This is a genomic window from Pseudomonas sp. FW305-28, from assembly GCF_017351395.1.
Lineage (GTDB): Bacteria > Pseudomonadota > Gammaproteobacteria > Pseudomonadales > Pseudomonadaceae > Aquipseudomonas > Aquipseudomonas fluorescens_AA.
The window spans coordinates 1-14810 of the sequence record NZ_JACNDD010000156.1 but is presented as its reverse complement, the minus strand read 5'-3'; the positions used below and the strand labels follow the sequence as shown (position 1 = coordinate 14810).

The window sequence follows — 14810 nt, the reverse complement described above, 5'->3', positions numbered from 1 at the left end:
CGCAGATGCTTCTCCAAACGAGTGATCCTGTCCTCCCGTCATGAAGTGCAGCGACATCTCCTGCGGCGCCTCGATGGGTGGAATTTCAAAACTCCCCACCACCTGCCCCTGAAGCGCACTCAGCCGCATCGACTCTTCTTCCTTTAACTTTGCCATTCTCGCGTGGTTCGCTGCGATTTCGTTGAGAGTTGACACGGTACATCTCCGTTTGCTGACCAAGCATTGATTAATTTGCCGCCGCGTCAGAATTACGTCGTTCTTGGCTGCTGAGACAGGCCAGTGCAAACCCTGAGCCAGACAGGGCCGCTTGTTGGCCCCGCCATTGGACAGGTGACGAATGGCGGGGCAGACGTCCTCGACGCTGGCAACGTTTCAACCATGCCTCAACAATAAGTCACTGATAATACAAACCGACGCTCCGGCAGGGTCAGTCGGTATCGGTGCGGTAGACGCTTGCTCCGTGTGTTGAATGCCTGTTCACCAGGACCACTGCGGCGCCGATCAGAGCGGTGACAACCGCCAGCAGCAGAATCACCTCCTGCGTACCGGCAGGCGCGGCCAGCACCGCGACGAGCAGGCCCGCGAGCGGTTGCGACAGGTTGTTGAGCAGGGTGATGACGCCGACGGTCTTGCCGAAGTCCTGGGGCGGAATGACTTGCTGGCGCAGGGTGCGGAAGTAGACGTTGAACATTTTGTCGAAACCGACGATCAGCAAGAAGCCGACGACGTAGCCCCCTGTGTTCGGGCTGAGGGCGGTGACGAAGGCGCCGACGGTAATCAGTGTGTAGGAGAGGGCACCCAGCAGTTTCAAGGGCAAGCTCACCCGGGCCAGGATAAACAGGATGACGATGGTGACCAGCGCACCGGCCGCCTGCAACCCGGCGTAATCATCCTTGCCAGCGCTGTAGTGGCCGATGACCATGGCCGCCGATGTGGCGAGGGTGACGCCGATGATCAGGTTGACGCCCACCGCCAGGCTGATGATTTTTTTCAGTTCCGCCAGGTTGCGAATGTGGCCGAAGGCAACGCGCAACGGATTCAGCCAGAGGTCGTGAGGTTGCTCGAAGGTTTCCAGGGTGACCGAACTGGTGCGCTGCCAATACCCCATGGCCAGGTCCGCCAGCAGGAACAGCCCGGCAATCGCCAGCACCACCCAGTGCCATGCCCACACCTCAAGCAGCAGCGCAGCGATCAGCGGGCCCAGTACCAAGCCGGTCTGGTCGGCGATTTGCGAGTAGGACAGGGTCTTGGTGTAGGTGTAGTGCTTGAAGATGTACGGCATCACCACTTCGCGGGCCATGATGCCCTGGGTGGTCAATACGCCGCAGAGGGCCGAGAGCGCCACGATCCAATAGATGCCGCCGAAGATGCCATACAGCAGCACTGCCACGCCGCAGGCCACGGCGCGATAGACCTGGCTGATGTGCAGGATGCGAATCGGCGGAAACTTGTCGCACAGCGCGCCGCAGATCGGGAACGCCAGATAGCGTGGCAAGGACTCGACGAAGAAGGCCAGGCCTGCCCAGGCGACGCTGTTGGTGGTCTGGAAAACAATCAGCGGGACGATGAACAGCAAGATCTGGTCGGCCAACCGAGAGAGGAACATTGAGGTAAAAAAAGCCAGGTAATCCTTGCGCATGAAACTCCTTGATTGCTGTATTCGGGTGTAATCCAGTCGGCCAGCGGCGCGCAGCGTGATATGGAACTAATATCACCGTTAGTCTCTATATCTTTACAGGGGACATCCCTTTTTTGAGAGAACTGCCATGTTCAAATCGCGCTCGTTGATTGCCGCAGCAACCTGTTTCGCCCTGGCGGTGGGCCCTGGCATTGTTGTCGCGGACCCGGGCAACGGCAAGGGGAATGCTCAATTCGATCAAGGCCAGGGCCACGGGCAAGGAGGTAAAGGCGGGCAGGGCAACAAGGGCGGTCAAGGCAATCCCGGCAACAAGGGCAACCAGGGCGGCAAGGGAAACCAAGGCGGCGGCGATTGGCATAACGGCCCGAGCATTGACCGTGGCGGCATTCTGGGGGTGATTGGCGGCTATCGCGATTACTGGAGCCCCGGCCCGGCACTGCCGCCGGGCATCCAGAAAAACCTGGCCCGAGGCAAGCCGTTGCCCCCTGGCATCGCCAAGAAGCTTGATGGCCGGCTGCTGGGGCGGTTGCCGCACTATGACGGTTATGAATGGCAGCAGGTCGGCACGGACCTGATCCTGGTGGCGATCGCCAGCGGCATCATCTACGAAGTGCTCAATGGCGCGTTCGACTGACCCGGTGTTTCAACTGAACCTCCTGTGGGAGCGAGCTTGCTCGCGATGGCGTCGTTTCAGTCACTTCATCATTGGCTGAATTGACGCTATCGCGAGCAAGCTCGCTCCCACAGTTTCGGTATTCACCACAAATCCCTTGTGGGACAGGGTTTGTATCAGCTTTCAAGTTGTCGCAGGCGTTTGTACAGGGTGTTGCGGCTGACGCCCAAGCGTCGTGCCAGGTGTGAAATATTTCCGCCCACGGCCTGCAGTTGGCGGTTCAAGTCTTCGGTATCGTTGAGGTCCACCGTCAGCGGCTCCGGTGTTTCCACTGGCTCCATTTCCAGGTCGACAAAAAAGTCGTCGGGCAGGTGCTCCGGGCGGATCGGCTGTTCCTCGGCCATCGCCAGGGCCACTTGCAGCACGCTGCTGACCTGTCGCAGGTTGCCCGGCCAGGGATGGCGTTCGAACAAATCCAGGACCTCACGGCTCAGGCCGGCCCATTGGGTCGGTTCGCGGTGGTGTTCCCAGAGGCGTTTGAACAGCGCCTGCTTGTCGCTGCGTTCGCGCAGGGGCGGCAGTTCCAGGGTCAGGCCGCCGATGCGGTAGTACAAGTCCTCGCGAAACCGCCCCAGCTGCACCTGTTCGCGCAGCGAGCGGTTGGTGGCGGAGATGATACGGATGTCTACCGGGAACAACTCGGCGCTGCCCACCGGTTGCACGCAGCGCTCCTGCAAGACCCGCAACAGTCGGGCCTGGGTCGGCAGGGGCATGTCGCCGATTTCGTCGAGGAACAGCGTACCGCGGTCGGCCTTGCGGATCAGGCCGATGCTGCCTTTCTGGTTGGCGCCGGTGAACGCGCCTTTTTCATAACCGAACAGTTCCGATTCCACCAACTCGGCGGGGATCGCCGCGCAGTTGACGGCGATGAATGGCTGCTTGCAGCGCGAGCTGGCCTGGTGCAGGGCTTTGACGAACACTTCCTTGCCGACGCCGGTCTCGCCATGGATCAGCAGCGGAATGTCCTTCTCCAGCAAGCGCTCGGCCTGGCGCACGGCTTTTTCCACACGGTTGTCACCGAAGTGCAGGGTATTGAGGCTAATGGCGTTGCTGGCGGGGGCTGGCGCAGGTGTCGCCTCGGTGAAGACCCGGGCCCTGATCGACACTTGGCTCGGGCGCCTGAGCAAGCACTGGAATCGATTGCTGCCAGACGCTTGCAGGGCAAACGGCAGGCCGTCGGGTTGGTTCAGCAGCTCCAGCAGCGAAACCTTGAACAGGCTTTCAATGCTCACCCGTGACAGGCTCAGGCCCAACAGGTTGTCGGCCCGGCGGTTGGCGGAAAGCACCTGGCCGCTCTCATCGAAGATCAGCAGCCCGGCCCATTGGCTGTCGAGGTTGTTCAAGCCGGTGTTGAAGGTCAGCTGGAAGTGTTCACCGCGAAACAAGTTGAGGATCAGCCGGTTCTCCACGGTCTGGCTCATCATCTTGACCATGCCCAGGGTGTGGGACGGCGGCAGGTAGCTGTCGCTGGAGACGTCCAGTACGGCGATGACCTTGCGCTCGGCATCGAAGATCGGCGCGGCGGAACCGGTCATGAAGCGGTTGGCCTTGAGGAAGTGTTCATCGTGCTCGATGTGCACTGCCTGTTCGCAGGCCAGCGCGGTGCCGATGGCGTTGGTGCCGGTGCAGCGCTCCATCCAGCTTGCCCCGGCGCTGAAGCCATGGGCCAGTTTCGGCTCGATGAAGCGCTGGGTGCCCCAGGAGGTCAGCACTTGGCCCTGGTTGTCGGCCAGCATGATCAGGCAGTTGGAGTTGCTCAGGATGTTTTCGTAATACGGCAGGACTTCCTGATGGGTGGTCTGCACCAGTGAATGCTGGCTCTCCAGCAGTTGGGCGATGCCTTGGGCGGGCAACTGATCGAAGGCCGGCACGCTCTGGTGATTCAGGCCAAAGGCGCGGCAACGGGACCAGGAGGCCTGGATGATGGCCTCGTGGGACAAGGCAGGAGCAGGTGCGGCCATGGGGCACTCTCGCAGGTGCTGTTTTTATTGTTGTGATCAGTCTCGCACAGACTCCTTGTGCAGGGGCAAGCCTGAATAGCACGTAATAACACAGACCATTGTGGGAGCGAGCTTGCTCGCGATAGCGGTGTGTCAGTCACATCGATGCTGCTGATCCACCGCTATCGCGAGCAAGCTCGCTCCCACAAAGGGCATGGCCAGGCTAACCGAAAACGTTCATTCAGTGTTGTTCAAAATTGTTCATTGTCAACCCGAAGATTGTTCAGTTGTTCAGTCGTGGCTGTTCACTTGTGTTCATCTGCGAATGTGTTTCTCTCATGTTTTTTTAAAAAAATAAGCCAAGTCAATGGGTTGTGATTTCTGGCACGGCTTTCGCTTTGCAACTCGGGTCGCTTGACTCCAAATAATAAAAAGGCCGAGCCATGTCATTAAAGCTTGAGCACATCTGTCGCACCGTCGAAGGCCAGACCTGGATCGACGATGCCAATCTGAGTTTCGAACCCGGATCCTTCAACGTCCTGCTGGGCCGCACGCTGTCCGGCAAGACCAGCCTCATGCGCCTGATGGCCGGTCTGGACAAGCCCGACAGCGGCCGCATCCTGATGAACGGCGTCGACGTCACCAGCCGCCCGGTGCGGCTGCGCAACGTGTCGATGGTTTACCAGCAGTTCATCAACTACCCGACCATGACCGTTTTCGAAAACATCGCCTCGCCGTTGCGCCAGGCTGGTGTGTCCGACGAAGTCATCCAGAGCAAGGTGCTGGAAACCGCCAGGATGCTGCGGATCGAGAAGTTCCTGCAGCGCCATCCGCTGGAATTGTCCGGCGGCCAGCAGCAGCGCACGGCCATGGCCCGGGCACTGGTCAAGGACGCCGAACTGATCCTGTTCGACGAGCCCTTGGTGAACCTGGACTACAAGCTGCGTGAAGAGCTGCGCCAGGAAATGCGCGAGCTGTTCCAGGCCCGCCATACCATCGCTGTCTACGCCACCACCGAGCCTAACGAAGCGCTGGCCCTGGGCGGCACCACCACGATCCTGCATGAGGGCCGGGTGATTCAAAGTGGCAAGTCGTCCTCTGTCTATCACCAGCCACAAACGGTGCTGGCCGCCGAGTTGTTTTCCGAACCGCCGATCAACCTCATGCCGGGTCGTATCGCCGGCAACGAAGTCAGCTTCGCCAATTTCGTGCACTTCCCGCTGAACGTCGACCTGCGCCCGGTGGGTGAGGGCGAGTTCCGTTTCGGCGTGCGCCCCAGCCATATCTCCCTGGTGCCGAGCAACGACGACGACCTCGAGCTGGCGGTGACCGTCGAAGTGGCCGAGATCAGCGGCTCGGAGACGTTCCTGCACGTGCGCAACGAACATTTCCTGCTGGTGCTGCACTTGCCAGGGGTGCATGAGTACGACGTGGACGCGCCGATTCGCATCTACATTCCGACCCATAAACTGTTTGTTTTCGACGCCCAGGGCAAGCTGGTCCAAGCCCCAGGGCAGCGTATCGCGAGGGTTGCCTGATGGCTGAAATTCGTTTGCAGAACCTCGCCCACAGCTACACCAGCACCCCGGCGGGCCCCGAGGATTACGCGATCCGCGAGATGAACCACATCTGGGAGCAGGGCGGCGCCTATGCGCTGCTCGGACCTTCGGGCTGCGGCAAGTCCACCTTGCTCAACATCATCTCCGGCTTGCTCAGCCCCTCCGAAGGGCAGGTGATGTTCGACAGCAAAGTCGTCAACGACCTGACCCCGGAACACCGCAACATCGCTCAGGTGTTCCAGTTCCCGGTGGTGTACGACACCATGACGGTGTTCGACAACCTGGCGTTCCCGCTGCGCAACCAGGGCATGGCCGAAGCGCGGATCCACACCAAGGTGCAGGAAATCGCCGAGGTCCTGGACCTGCAGAACCTGCTGGACAAAAAGGCCCGCAACCTCACCGCCGATGAGAAGCAGAAAGTCTCCATGGGCCGCGGGCTGGTGCGCGACGATGTGTCGGCGATCCTGTTCGACGAACCGCTGACGGTGATCGACCCGCACCTGAAATGGAAACTGCGGCGCAAGCTCAAGCAGATCCACGAGCAGTTCAACATCACCATGGTCTACGTCACCCACGACCAGTTGGAAGCCTCGACTTTCGCCGACAAGATCGCGGTGATGTATGGCGGCCAGATCGTGCAGTTCGGTACGCCCCGGGACTTGTTCGAGCGCCCGAGCCACACCTTTGTCGGCTACTTCATCGGCAGCCCGGGGATGAACCTGATCGAGGTCACGGCGCAGCCCGGCGGTGTCGGTTTCGCCTCGACCCACTTGCCGCTGTCGGAAACCTTGCAACGTCGTGTCGCCGAAGCCGAAGGCAAAAGCCTGAAGGTCGGTATCCGTCCCGAGTTCGTGCATGTCTGGGACGGCCCTTACGACGACGCGATGCAGGCTGACGTGGTGCACGTCGAAGACCTGGGCACCTACAAGATTCTGACCCTCAACCTCGATGGCGCGCCGCTGAAGGTCCGCCTGGCCGAAGACAAGCCGGTGCCGGAAGGCACGGCGTACATCAGTTTTCCGGCCCAATGGCTGATGGTCTATGCCGATGAATACCTGCTGGAACCGTTGAGCGAGGTGCAGCCATGAACAAGGTGCAGAACAACAAGGCCTGGTGGCTGGTATTGCCGGTGTTCCTGCTGGTGGCCTTCAGCGCCGTGATTCCGATGATGACCGTGGTCAACTATTCGGTGCAGGACATCTTCGACCAATCCAGCCGCTACTTCGTCGGCGCCGACTGGTACAAGCAGGTGCTGCTCGATCCGCGGCTGCACGATTCGCTGCTGCGCCAGTTCATCTACTCGGCGTGCGTGCTGCTGATTGAAATTCCCCTCGGCATCGCCATCGCCCTGACCATGCCGACCAAGGGCAAATGGTCGTCCCTGGTGCTGATCATCCTGGCGATTCCGCTGCTGATCCCGTGGAACGTGGTGGGCACCATCTGGCAGATTTTCGGTCGCGCCGACATCGGTTTGCTGGGCTCGACCCTCAACGGCCTGGGCATCAACTACAACTACGCGGCCAACACCATGGACGCCTGGGTCACCGTGCTGGTGATGGATGTCTGGCACTGGACTTCGTTGGTGGCGCTGCTGTGCTATTCGGGGCTGCGAGCGATTCCCGACGTGTACTACCAGGCCGCGCGGATCGACCGGGCGTCGAACTGGGCCGTGTTCCGTCACATCCAGTTGCCGAAGATGAAGAGTGTGCTGCTGATCGCCGTGATGCTGCGTTTCATGGACAGCTTCATGATCTACACCGAGCCGTTCGTACTCACCGGCGGCGGGCCGGGCAACGCCACCACGTTCCTCAGCCAGACCCTGACGCAAATGGCCATCGGCCAATTCGACCTGGGCCCGGCGGCGGCGTTTTCCCTGGTGTATTTCCTGATCATTCTGTTGGTGTCCTGGCTGTTCTACACCGCCATGACGCACTCCGACGCCAACCGTTGAGGCCCGCACAATGAGCAAGAAAAAGCTGATTCCGCTGTTGATCTACATCCTGTTCCTGCTGGTGCCCATCTACTGGCTGCTGAACATGTCGTTCAAGAGCAACACCGAGATCCTCGGCAGCCTGACCCTGTGGCCGCAGGATTTCACCTTCCACAACTACAAGGTAATCTTCACCGACCCGAGCTGGTACACCGGTTACTTGAACTCGCTGTACTACGTGAGCCTGAACACGGTGATTTCCCTGGGGGTCGCGTTGCCGGCCGCCTATGCGTTTTCCCGTTATCGGTTCCTGGGGGACAAGCACCTGTTCTTCTGGCTGCTGACCAACCGCATGGCCCCGCCAGCGGTGTTCCTGTTGCCGTTCTTCCAGCTGTATTCGTCCATCGGGTTGTTCGACACCCATATTGCCGTGGCCCTGGCCCATTGCCTGTTCAACGTGCCGTTGGCGGTGTGGATCCTCGAAGGGTTCATGTCCGGGGTGCCGAAAGAAATTGACGAGACCGCCTACATTGACGGCTACAGTTTCCCCAAGTTCTTCGTCAAGATCTTCATTCCGTTGATCGGCTCCGGCATCGGTGTCACGGCATTTTTCTGCTTCATGTTTTCCTGGGTCGAACTGTTGCTGGCGCGCACGCTCACCTCGGTGAATGCCAAGCCGATCGCGGCGGTCATGACCCGTACGGTATCGGCGTCCGGTATCGACTGGGGGGTGCTGGCGGCGGCGGGGGTGTTGACCATCCTGCCGGGCATGCTGGTGATCTGGTTCGTTCGCAACCACGTGGCCAAGGGCTTTGCCCTGGGCCGGGTCTGAGGAGTCGATGATGGAATGGATGAACTGGACCGGCCCGACGGCGGCTTTTTTTGGAGTCATCGCCTTGCTGCTGGCAGGCATGACCACGTGGGAACTGCGTTCGCCGAGCATTCCTCGGCGTGGTTTCCTGCCGATTGCCACCACCCGTGGCGATCGGTTGTTTATCGGTCTTCTCGGTAGCGCCTACCTGCACTTGCTGGTGATCGGCGCCACCGACTGGAGCATCTGGATAGCGTTCGCGTTGTCTTGGGTGTGGCTGTTGGCAGTGATGCGGTGGGGCTAGTCGCGAAGGTTCGCCGATCAGGCTCTTAAACCCAAACAGGAGGTCTCTATGTTCAATAAAAACAATAAGCTGCGACATAGCGTTTCATTGGCAGCCATGCTGGCACTCAGCGGGCTGAGTGCTGCGGCCTGGGCCGACGCCTATGAAGACGCCGCTAAAAAATGGATCGGCAGTGAATTCAAGCCGTCGACCCTGACAGCCGAGCAGCAGCTCGAAGAACTCAAGTGGTTCATCAAGGCCGCCCAGCCGTTTCGCGGGATGAAAATCAACGTGGTGTCGGAAACCATCGCCACCCACGAGTATGAATCCAAGGTACTGGCCAAGGCCTTTACCGAAATCACAGGGATCCAGCTGACCCACGACCTGCTCCAAGAAGGCGACGTGGTGGAGAAGCTGCAGACCCAGATGCAATCGGACAAGAATATCTATGATGGCTGGGTCAACGACTCGGACTTGATCGGTACGCACTTCCGCTACGGCAAGACCGAATCGATCACCGACCTGATGGCCAACGAAGGCAAGGACTTCACCTCGCCGACCTTGGACCTCAAGGACTTCATCGGTATTTCCTTCACCACCGCGCCGGACGGCAAGGTCTATCAACTGCCCGACCAGCAATTCGCCAACCTGTACTGGTTCCGCGCCGACTGGTTCGAGCGTGCGGACCTGAAGGCCAAGTTCAAGGAGAAATACGGCTACGAGTTGGGTGTGCCGGTGAACTGGTCGGCCTATGAAGACATCGCCAAGTTCTTCTCCGAAGACGTCAAGGAGATCGATGGCAAGCGCGTCTACGGGCACATGGACTACGGCAAGAAAGATCCGTCCCTGGGCTGGCGCTTCACCGATGCCTGGTTCTCCATGGCCGGTGGCGGCGACAAGGGCTTGCCCAATGGTTTGCCGGTGGACGAGTGGGGCATTCGCGTCGAAGACTGCCATCCGGTCGGTTCCAGTGTGACCCGTGGCGGCGACACCAACGGTCCCGCGGCCGTGTTCGCCACCACCAAGTACGTGGACTGGATGAAGAAGTACGCGCCACCGGAAGCGGCAGGCATGACCTTCTCCGAGTCCGGCCCGGTGCCGTCCCAAGGCAACATCGCCCAGCAGATCTTCTGGTACACCGCTTTCACGGCCGACATGACCAAGCCGGGCCTGCCGGTGATGAACGCCGATGGCACGCCGAAATGGCGCATGGCGCCTTCGCCACGCGGTCCGTATTGGGAAGAGGGCATGAAGCTGGGGTATCAGGACGTGGGTTCCTGGACGTTCATGAAGTCCACGCCTGAGAAGCAGAAACTCGCGGCCTGGCTCTATGCGCAGTTCGTGACGTCCAAGACCGTGTCGCTGAAGAAGACCATCGTTGGTCTGACGCCGATTCGTGAGTCGGACATCAACTCCCAGGCACTGACCGACCTGGCACCGAAACTCGGTGGCCTGGTGGAGTTCTACCGCAGCCCGGCCCGTGTGCAATGGACCCCGACCGGGACCAACGTGCCGGACTACCCACGCCTGGCGCAATTGTGGTGGAGCCACATCGCCGAAGCTGCCAGCGGCGAGAAAACGCCGCAGCAGGCCCTCGACGGGTTGGCCAAGGACCAGGATGCGATCATGACCCGCCTGGAACGCTCCAAGGCCCAAGCCACCTGCGCACCTAAGATGAACCCTGAGCGCGACGCGCAATACTGGTTCGACCAACCGGGCGCACCGAAGCCGAAACTGGCGAACGAGAAGCCTAAGGGCGAAACCGTGAGCTACACCGAGCTGTTGAAATCATGGGAGGCGGCACGCAAGTAAAGCCCCGGATGTGAAAACGAACGGCACCGAAAGGTGCCGTTTTTTTTTCCTGGGCTCACCGCAACAGACAGACCCGCCGCAATCGCGAGCAAGCTCGGCTCCCACAGGGTTTGGTGGTGAACGTAGATATTGCGTACACCCAACATCCATTGTTGGAGCTTGCTCCCACAGGGTTTGGTGGTGAACGTAGATATTGTGCACACCCAAAATCCATTGTTGGAGCTTGCTCCCACAGGGTTTGGTGGTGAACGTAGATATTGCGCACACCCAAAATCAATTGTGGGAGCTTGCTCCCATAGGATTCGGTGGTATCCATGAATGCTGCATACACCACAGTTCCCCTGTGGGAGCCGAGCTTGCTCGCGATGAGGCCGGCAAGCCATCCACATAAACCAGCAGGCAAAAAAAACCGGCGCAACCGAGGTCGCGCCGGTGGTGGTGCCAGTGGCTGCACGGATATTCGTGGGTCCGTGCCGCCACCGTTGAACCCTTGTCGGTTATGCCCGTTCCAGCGCCAGGGCCACGCCTTGGCCGCCGCCAATGCACAGGGTCGCGAGGCCTTTCTTGGCGTCGCGCTTGATCATTTCATGCAGCAGCGACACCAGGACCCGGCAACCCGACGCGCCGATGGGGTGGCCCAGGGCGATGGCGCCGCCATTGACGTTGACCTTGTCCATGTCCCATTTCAGCTCCCGGGCCACGGCCAGCGACTGGGCGGCGAAGGCTTCGTTGGCTTCGATCAGGTCCAACTGCTCCAGCGACCAGCCGGCCTTGTCCAGGCAGCGACGGGTGGCCGAGACCGGGCCAATGCCCATGATGGCCGGGTCGACGCCGGCATTGGCGTAGGCACTGATTTTCGCCAGTACTGGCAGGCCCAGGGCCTTGGCTTTCTCCGCGCTCATCAGGATCACGGCGGCGGCGCCATCGTTGAGCGAGGACGCATTCCCCGCGGTGACGCTGCCGTCCTTCTTGAAGGCAGGCTTGAGCTTGCCCAGGGATTCGGCGGTGGTACCGGCGCGCGGTTGTTCATCCGTGGCGAACGCCACCGGATCGCCTTTGCGCTGGGGAATCAGGATCGGCGTGATCTCATCGGCAAACCGACCGCCCTCGATGGCGGCGACGGCCTTCTGCTGGGAAGCGGCGGCGAAGGCGTCCTGCTCCTCGCGGCTGATGCCGTACTTGTCCACCAGGTTCTCGGCGGTGATGCCCATGTGGTAATCGTTGAAGGCATCCCACAAGCCGTCGGTGATCATGCTGTCGATCATCTTCGCATGGCCCATGCGCAGGCCGGTGCGGGCGGCCGGCAGGACGTAGGGGGCCAGGCTCATGTTTTCCATGCCGCCGGCAATGATCACTTCGGCATCGCCACAACGGATCGCCTGGGCGCCCAGGTGCAACGCCTTGAGGCCCGAACCGCAGACCTTGTTCAGGGTCAGCGCCGGCACCGCATGGGGCAGGCCGGCGAGGATCGATGCCTGGCGCGCCGGGTTTTGCCCGGAACCTGCGGTCAGCACCTGGCCGAGAATCACTTCATCGACCTGTTCGCCGGACAAACCGGTCTGTTCCAGCAGGCGACGAATCACCGCGGCACCGAGTTCCGGTGCGGGAATGGCAGCCAGCGAGCCCTGGAAGCTGCCGATGGCGGTACGGGTAGCGGCGACAATCACGACTTCTTGCATCGAATCTCTCCTCACTGGGCAGCGAACTGCATTTCAGGCACGTGGTCCGGCACGATCAACTTGCCGGCGGTCTTGGCGACGATTTCCTCGACGCTGACGCCTGGGGCGCGTTCTTTCAGGATGAAGGCGCCGTCCTGGATTTCCAGGTAGGCCAGGTCGGTCAGCACGCGCTTGATGCAGCCGGCGCCGGTCAGCGGCAGGCTGCAGCGCGGCAGCAGTTTCGACTCACCGTCCTTGGACGCATGGGTCATGGTGACGATGATGTTCTCGGCACCGGCCACCAGGTCCATCGCACCGCCCATGCCCTTGACCAGCTTGCCGGGGATCATCCACGAGGCAATGTTGCCTTCGACATCCACCTCGAATGCGCCGAGCACGGTCAGGTCGATGTGGCCGCCCCGGATCATGGCAAACGATTCGGCCGAGGAGAAGATCGAGGCGCCGATGCGCGCAGTGACCGTCTGTTTGCCGGCGTTGATCATGTCGGCATCGACTTCGGCTTCGGTGGGAAACGCGCCCATGCCGAGCAGGCCGTTTTCCGACTGCAGCATGACTTCCATGCCTTCGGGAATGTAGTTGGCAACCAGGGTCGGAATGCCGATGCCCAGGTTCACGTAGTAGCCGTCCTGCATTTCGCGGGCGACGCGTTGAGCCATTTGTTCGCGGGAAAGTGCCATGTTCTTATTCCTTCATTCGGGCCGGGGCAGGGGATCACTTACGCACGGTGCGCTGTTCGATGCGTTTTTCGAACGTGCCGCAAATGACCCGGTCGACGTAGATGCCAGGGGTGTGGATTTGCGTCGGGTCCAGCTCGCCGGGTTCGACGATTTCCTCGACTTCCACCACGGTGATCTTGCCCGCCGTAGCGGCCAGCGGGTTGAAGTTCTGGGCGGTGTGGCGATAGATCACGTTGCCGAAATGGTCGGCCTTCCAGCCTTTGACGATGGCGAAGTCGCCGGTGATGGATTCTTCCATCAGGTACTGGCGGCCGTGGAATTCACGCACTTCCTTGCCTTCGGCCACGGGCGTGCCAACGCCGGTGGCGGTGAAGAAGGCCGGGATGCCGGCGCCACCGGCGCGCATTTTTTCGGCGAGGGTGCCTTGGGGGGTGAGCACGACTTCGATTTCGCCACTCAGCAGTTGCTGCTCGAACAGGGCGTTCTCGCCCACGTAGGAGGCGATCACCTTGCGGATCTGCCGGTCTTCCAACAGCACGCCGAGGCCGAAACCGTCGACGCCGCAGTTATTGGACACCACGGTGAGGTCGCGGATGCCCTTGCGCTTGATCTCGGCGATCAGGTTTTCCGGAATACCGCACAGGCCGAAGCCGCCGGCGATGACGGTCATGCCGTCCTTCAAGCCTTCCAGCGCTTGTTCATAAGAGCTCACGCGTTTGTCGAAACCTGCCATAGACACCTCTTTTATTCTTGATGGGGTCGCAATGAAATGCAGTGTTGCGCCAAGTCATATATTTGTTAAGTTGATTTTTAGATTGGATTGATTGATAAAACTCAATAATTGCCCTCGGAGCACAGCGACCATGACCCTCAAGCAGATCCGTGCCTTCCTCGCGGTGGCCCAGAGCCTGAGTTTCGCCGTGGCCTGCGAGCGGCTGCACCTGTCGCAATCGGCCCTGAGCCTGACCATCAAGGCCTTGGAAGAGGGCCTCGGCGGTCGTCTGTTCAGCCGTAATACCCGTAACGTGGCGTTGACCCCCGAAGGTGAATCCTTGCTGCCACTGGCTCGCCGCCTGGTGGCCGACTGGGACAACGCCGAGGACGAAATGCGCCAGCGCTTCACCTTGCAGCGCGGTCGCGTGACGCTGGCGGCGATGCCTTCGTTTGCCGGCAACCTGTTGCCGCCGATCCTCAAGACCTTCCGCGCCCGCTATCCGAATGTCAACGTCACGGTCAACGATGTGATCAACGAACAAGTGCTGGAAATGGTCCGTGATCGTCATGTCGAACTGGGCGTGGCGTTCGAGCCGATGCAGGGTTCGTCCCTGGCGTTCACGCCCTTGTACCTCGATCGCTTCGTCGCGGTGGTGCCGTTGGATTCAGCCTTTGCCCAGCGCGACGAAATCCACTGGGAAACCCTGCTGGAGCAGCCGTTCATCACGCTGCAACGACCCTCCACGGTACGGGTGATGCTGGAAGAGCATCTGCAGGCCCGGGGCATGAAACTGCCGGTGGAGTTCGAGAGCCACCAGTTGGCGACCGTCGGACGGATGGTCGCCAGTGGGCTGGGGGTCAGTGCCGTACCGGCACTGTGCGTCGGGCAGATGCATGAGCTGGGTGCCCGTTGCATCACCTTGAGTGAGCCGGTGATCGAGCGAGCCATCGGGGTGCTGACCAAGCCGGGGCATGAACTGTCGGCGGCGGCGCAGGCGTTGTTCGATACGCTCAGGGATCAGGAATTGGGCACGTTGACCACAGGCGAACACTGACCCTGTGGGAACGATGATCCTGTGGGAGCGAGCTTGCT

At 60.7% G+C, this 14810-nt stretch carries 14 protein-coding genes; 8 read left to right on the top strand and 6 right to left on the bottom strand.

From position 1 onward, the window contains the following. Together J4E53_RS25945 and J4E53_RS25940 are read right to left on the bottom strand one after the other, a co-directional pair. On the bottom strand, window positions 1–195 hold a 195-nt coding region (locus J4E53_RS25945), incomplete at its 3' end, for a hypothetical protein (RefSeq protein WP_207268210.1). A 232-nt stretch (window positions 196–427) separates the two neighbouring features. Then, entirely contained in the window at window positions 428–1639 is a 1212-nt protein-coding gene (locus tag J4E53_RS25940; protein WP_103309587.1) for an MFS transporter, read from the bottom strand. A 127-nt stretch (window positions 1640–1766) separates the two neighbouring features. Here J4E53_RS25940 and J4E53_RS25935 point away from each other — a divergent pair, with 127 nt between their 5' ends. Further along, window positions 1767–2273, top strand: coding sequence for an anti-virulence regulator CigR family protein (locus J4E53_RS25935; protein ID WP_103309589.1), 507 nt, complete (start codon window positions 1767–1769; stop codon window positions 2271–2273). A 155-nt stretch (window positions 2274–2428) separates the two neighbouring features. Here J4E53_RS25935 and J4E53_RS25930 read toward each other — a convergent pair whose 3' ends face one another. Further along, window positions 2429–4273 carry a sigma-54-dependent Fis family transcriptional regulator gene (locus J4E53_RS25930; RefSeq protein WP_060741470.1) on the bottom strand — a complete coding sequence of 615 codons (1845 nt, stop codon included), beginning with the start codon at window positions 4271–4273 and terminating at the stop codon, window positions 2429–2431. A gap of 422 nt (window positions 4274–4695) precedes the next feature. On the opposite strand from J4E53_RS25930, the gene J4E53_RS25925 reads away from it, so the two are divergent. Genes J4E53_RS25925 through J4E53_RS25900 form a run of 6 tightly spaced genes read left to right on the top strand, consistent with a single transcriptional unit; the run spans window position 4696 to window position 10647 of the window. After that, a complete protein-coding gene (locus J4E53_RS25925) occupies window positions 4696–5790 on the top strand; it encodes an ABC transporter ATP-binding protein (protein ID WP_103309591.1) in 1095 nt (364 codons plus the stop codon). Further along, window positions 5790–6899, top strand: a complete 1110-nt coding sequence (locus J4E53_RS25920; protein WP_060741472.1) for an ABC transporter ATP-binding protein — start codon at window positions 5790–5792, stop codon at window positions 6897–6899. The genes J4E53_RS25925 and J4E53_RS25920 overlap by 1 nt, the downstream gene beginning before the upstream one ends. Beyond that, window positions 6896–7762 (top strand): carbohydrate ABC transporter permease, encoded by an 867-nt coding sequence (locus tag J4E53_RS25915; protein WP_030142069.1) that lies wholly within the window; start codon window positions 6896–6898, stop codon window positions 7760–7762. Before J4E53_RS25920 ends, J4E53_RS25915 begins: the two co-directional genes overlap by 4 nt. 10 nt (window positions 7763–7772) lie before the next feature. Then, the gene (locus J4E53_RS25910; protein ID WP_060741473.1) at window positions 7773–8573 is read left to right on the top strand and encodes a carbohydrate ABC transporter permease; all 801 of its coding nucleotides are present in this window, start codon (window positions 7773–7775) and stop codon (window positions 8571–8573) included. A 10-nt stretch (window positions 8574–8583) separates the two neighbouring features. Beyond that, window positions 8584–8856 carry a DUF2160 domain-containing protein gene (locus J4E53_RS25905; protein WP_053123382.1) on the top strand — a complete coding sequence of 91 codons (273 nt, stop codon included), beginning with the start codon at window positions 8584–8586 and terminating at the stop codon, window positions 8854–8856. Window positions 8857–8904: 48 nt separating this feature from the next. Further along, the gene (locus tag J4E53_RS25900) at window positions 8905–10647 is read left to right on the top strand and encodes an ABC transporter substrate-binding protein (RefSeq protein ID WP_103309592.1); all 1743 of its coding nucleotides are present in this window, start codon (window positions 8905–8907) and stop codon (window positions 10645–10647) included. A 497-nt stretch (window positions 10648–11144) separates the two neighbouring features. On the opposite strand, the gene J4E53_RS25895 is transcribed toward J4E53_RS25900, so the two are convergent. The 3 genes from J4E53_RS25895 to J4E53_RS25885 are packed head-to-tail and all read right to left on the bottom strand — an operon-like array spanning window position 11145 to window position 13736. Next, window positions 11145–12326: an acetyl-CoA C-acetyltransferase gene (locus J4E53_RS25895; RefSeq protein WP_060741475.1), complete on the bottom strand. Its 1182-nt coding sequence runs from the start codon at window positions 12324–12326 to the stop codon at window positions 11145–11147. An 11-nt stretch (window positions 12327–12337) separates the two neighbouring features. Then, window positions 12338–13003, bottom strand: coding sequence for a CoA transferase subunit B (locus J4E53_RS25890; protein ID WP_003180355.1), 666 nt, complete (start codon window positions 13001–13003; stop codon window positions 12338–12340). 34 nt (window positions 13004–13037) lie between these two features. After that, window positions 13038–13736, bottom strand: a complete 699-nt coding sequence (locus J4E53_RS25885; RefSeq protein WP_060741476.1) for a CoA transferase subunit A — start codon at window positions 13734–13736, stop codon at window positions 13038–13040. A gap of 130 nt (window positions 13737–13866) precedes the next feature. Between J4E53_RS25885 and J4E53_RS25880 the strand changes: the two genes are divergently transcribed. Next, on the top strand, window positions 13867–14772 hold the full coding sequence (locus J4E53_RS25880; RefSeq protein ID WP_060741477.1) for a LysR family transcriptional regulator: 906 nt from the start codon (window positions 13867–13869) through the stop codon (window positions 14770–14772). Window positions 14773–14810 lie beyond the last annotated feature (38 nt).

Coding starts and splice junctions, on each gene's coding strand:
- J4E53_RS25935 (WP_103309589.1), top strand. CDS start 1,767: ATGTTCAAATCGCGCTCGTTGATTGCCGCAGCAACCTGTTTCGCCCTG.
- J4E53_RS25880 (WP_060741477.1), top strand. CDS start 13,867: ATGACCCTCAAGCAGATCCGTGCCTTCCTCGCGGTGGCCCAGAGCCTG.
- J4E53_RS25920 (WP_060741472.1), top strand. CDS start 5,790: ATGGCTGAAATTCGTTTGCAGAACCTCGCCCACAGCTACACCAGCACC.
- J4E53_RS25905 (WP_053123382.1), top strand. CDS start 8,584: ATGGAATGGATGAACTGGACCGGCCCGACGGCGGCTTTTTTTGGAGTC.
- J4E53_RS25925 (WP_103309591.1), top strand. CDS start 4,696: ATGTCATTAAAGCTTGAGCACATCTGTCGCACCGTCGAAGGCCAGACC.
- J4E53_RS25900 (WP_103309592.1), top strand. CDS start 8,905: ATGTTCAATAAAAACAATAAGCTGCGACATAGCGTTTCATTGGCAGCC.
- J4E53_RS25890 (WP_003180355.1), bottom strand. CDS start 13,003: ATGGCACTTTCCCGCGAACAAATGGCTCAACGCGTCGCCCGCGAAATG.
- J4E53_RS25895 (WP_060741475.1), bottom strand. CDS start 12,326: ATGCAAGAAGTCGTGATTGTCGCCGCTACCCGTACCGCCATCGGCAGC.
- J4E53_RS25915 (WP_030142069.1), top strand. CDS start 6,896: ATGAACAAGGTGCAGAACAACAAGGCCTGGTGGCTGGTATTGCCGGTG.
- J4E53_RS25885 (WP_060741476.1), bottom strand. CDS start 13,736: ATGGCAGGTTTCGACAAACGCGTGAGCTCTTATGAACAAGCGCTGGAA.
- J4E53_RS25940 (WP_103309587.1), bottom strand. CDS start 1,639: ATGCGCAAGGATTACCTGGCTTTTTTTACCTCAATGTTCCTCTCTCGG.
- J4E53_RS25930 (WP_060741470.1), bottom strand. CDS start 4,273: ATGGCCGCACCTGCTCCTGCCTTGTCCCACGAGGCCATCATCCAGGCC.
- J4E53_RS25910 (WP_060741473.1), top strand. CDS start 7,773: ATGAGCAAGAAAAAGCTGATTCCGCTGTTGATCTACATCCTGTTCCTG.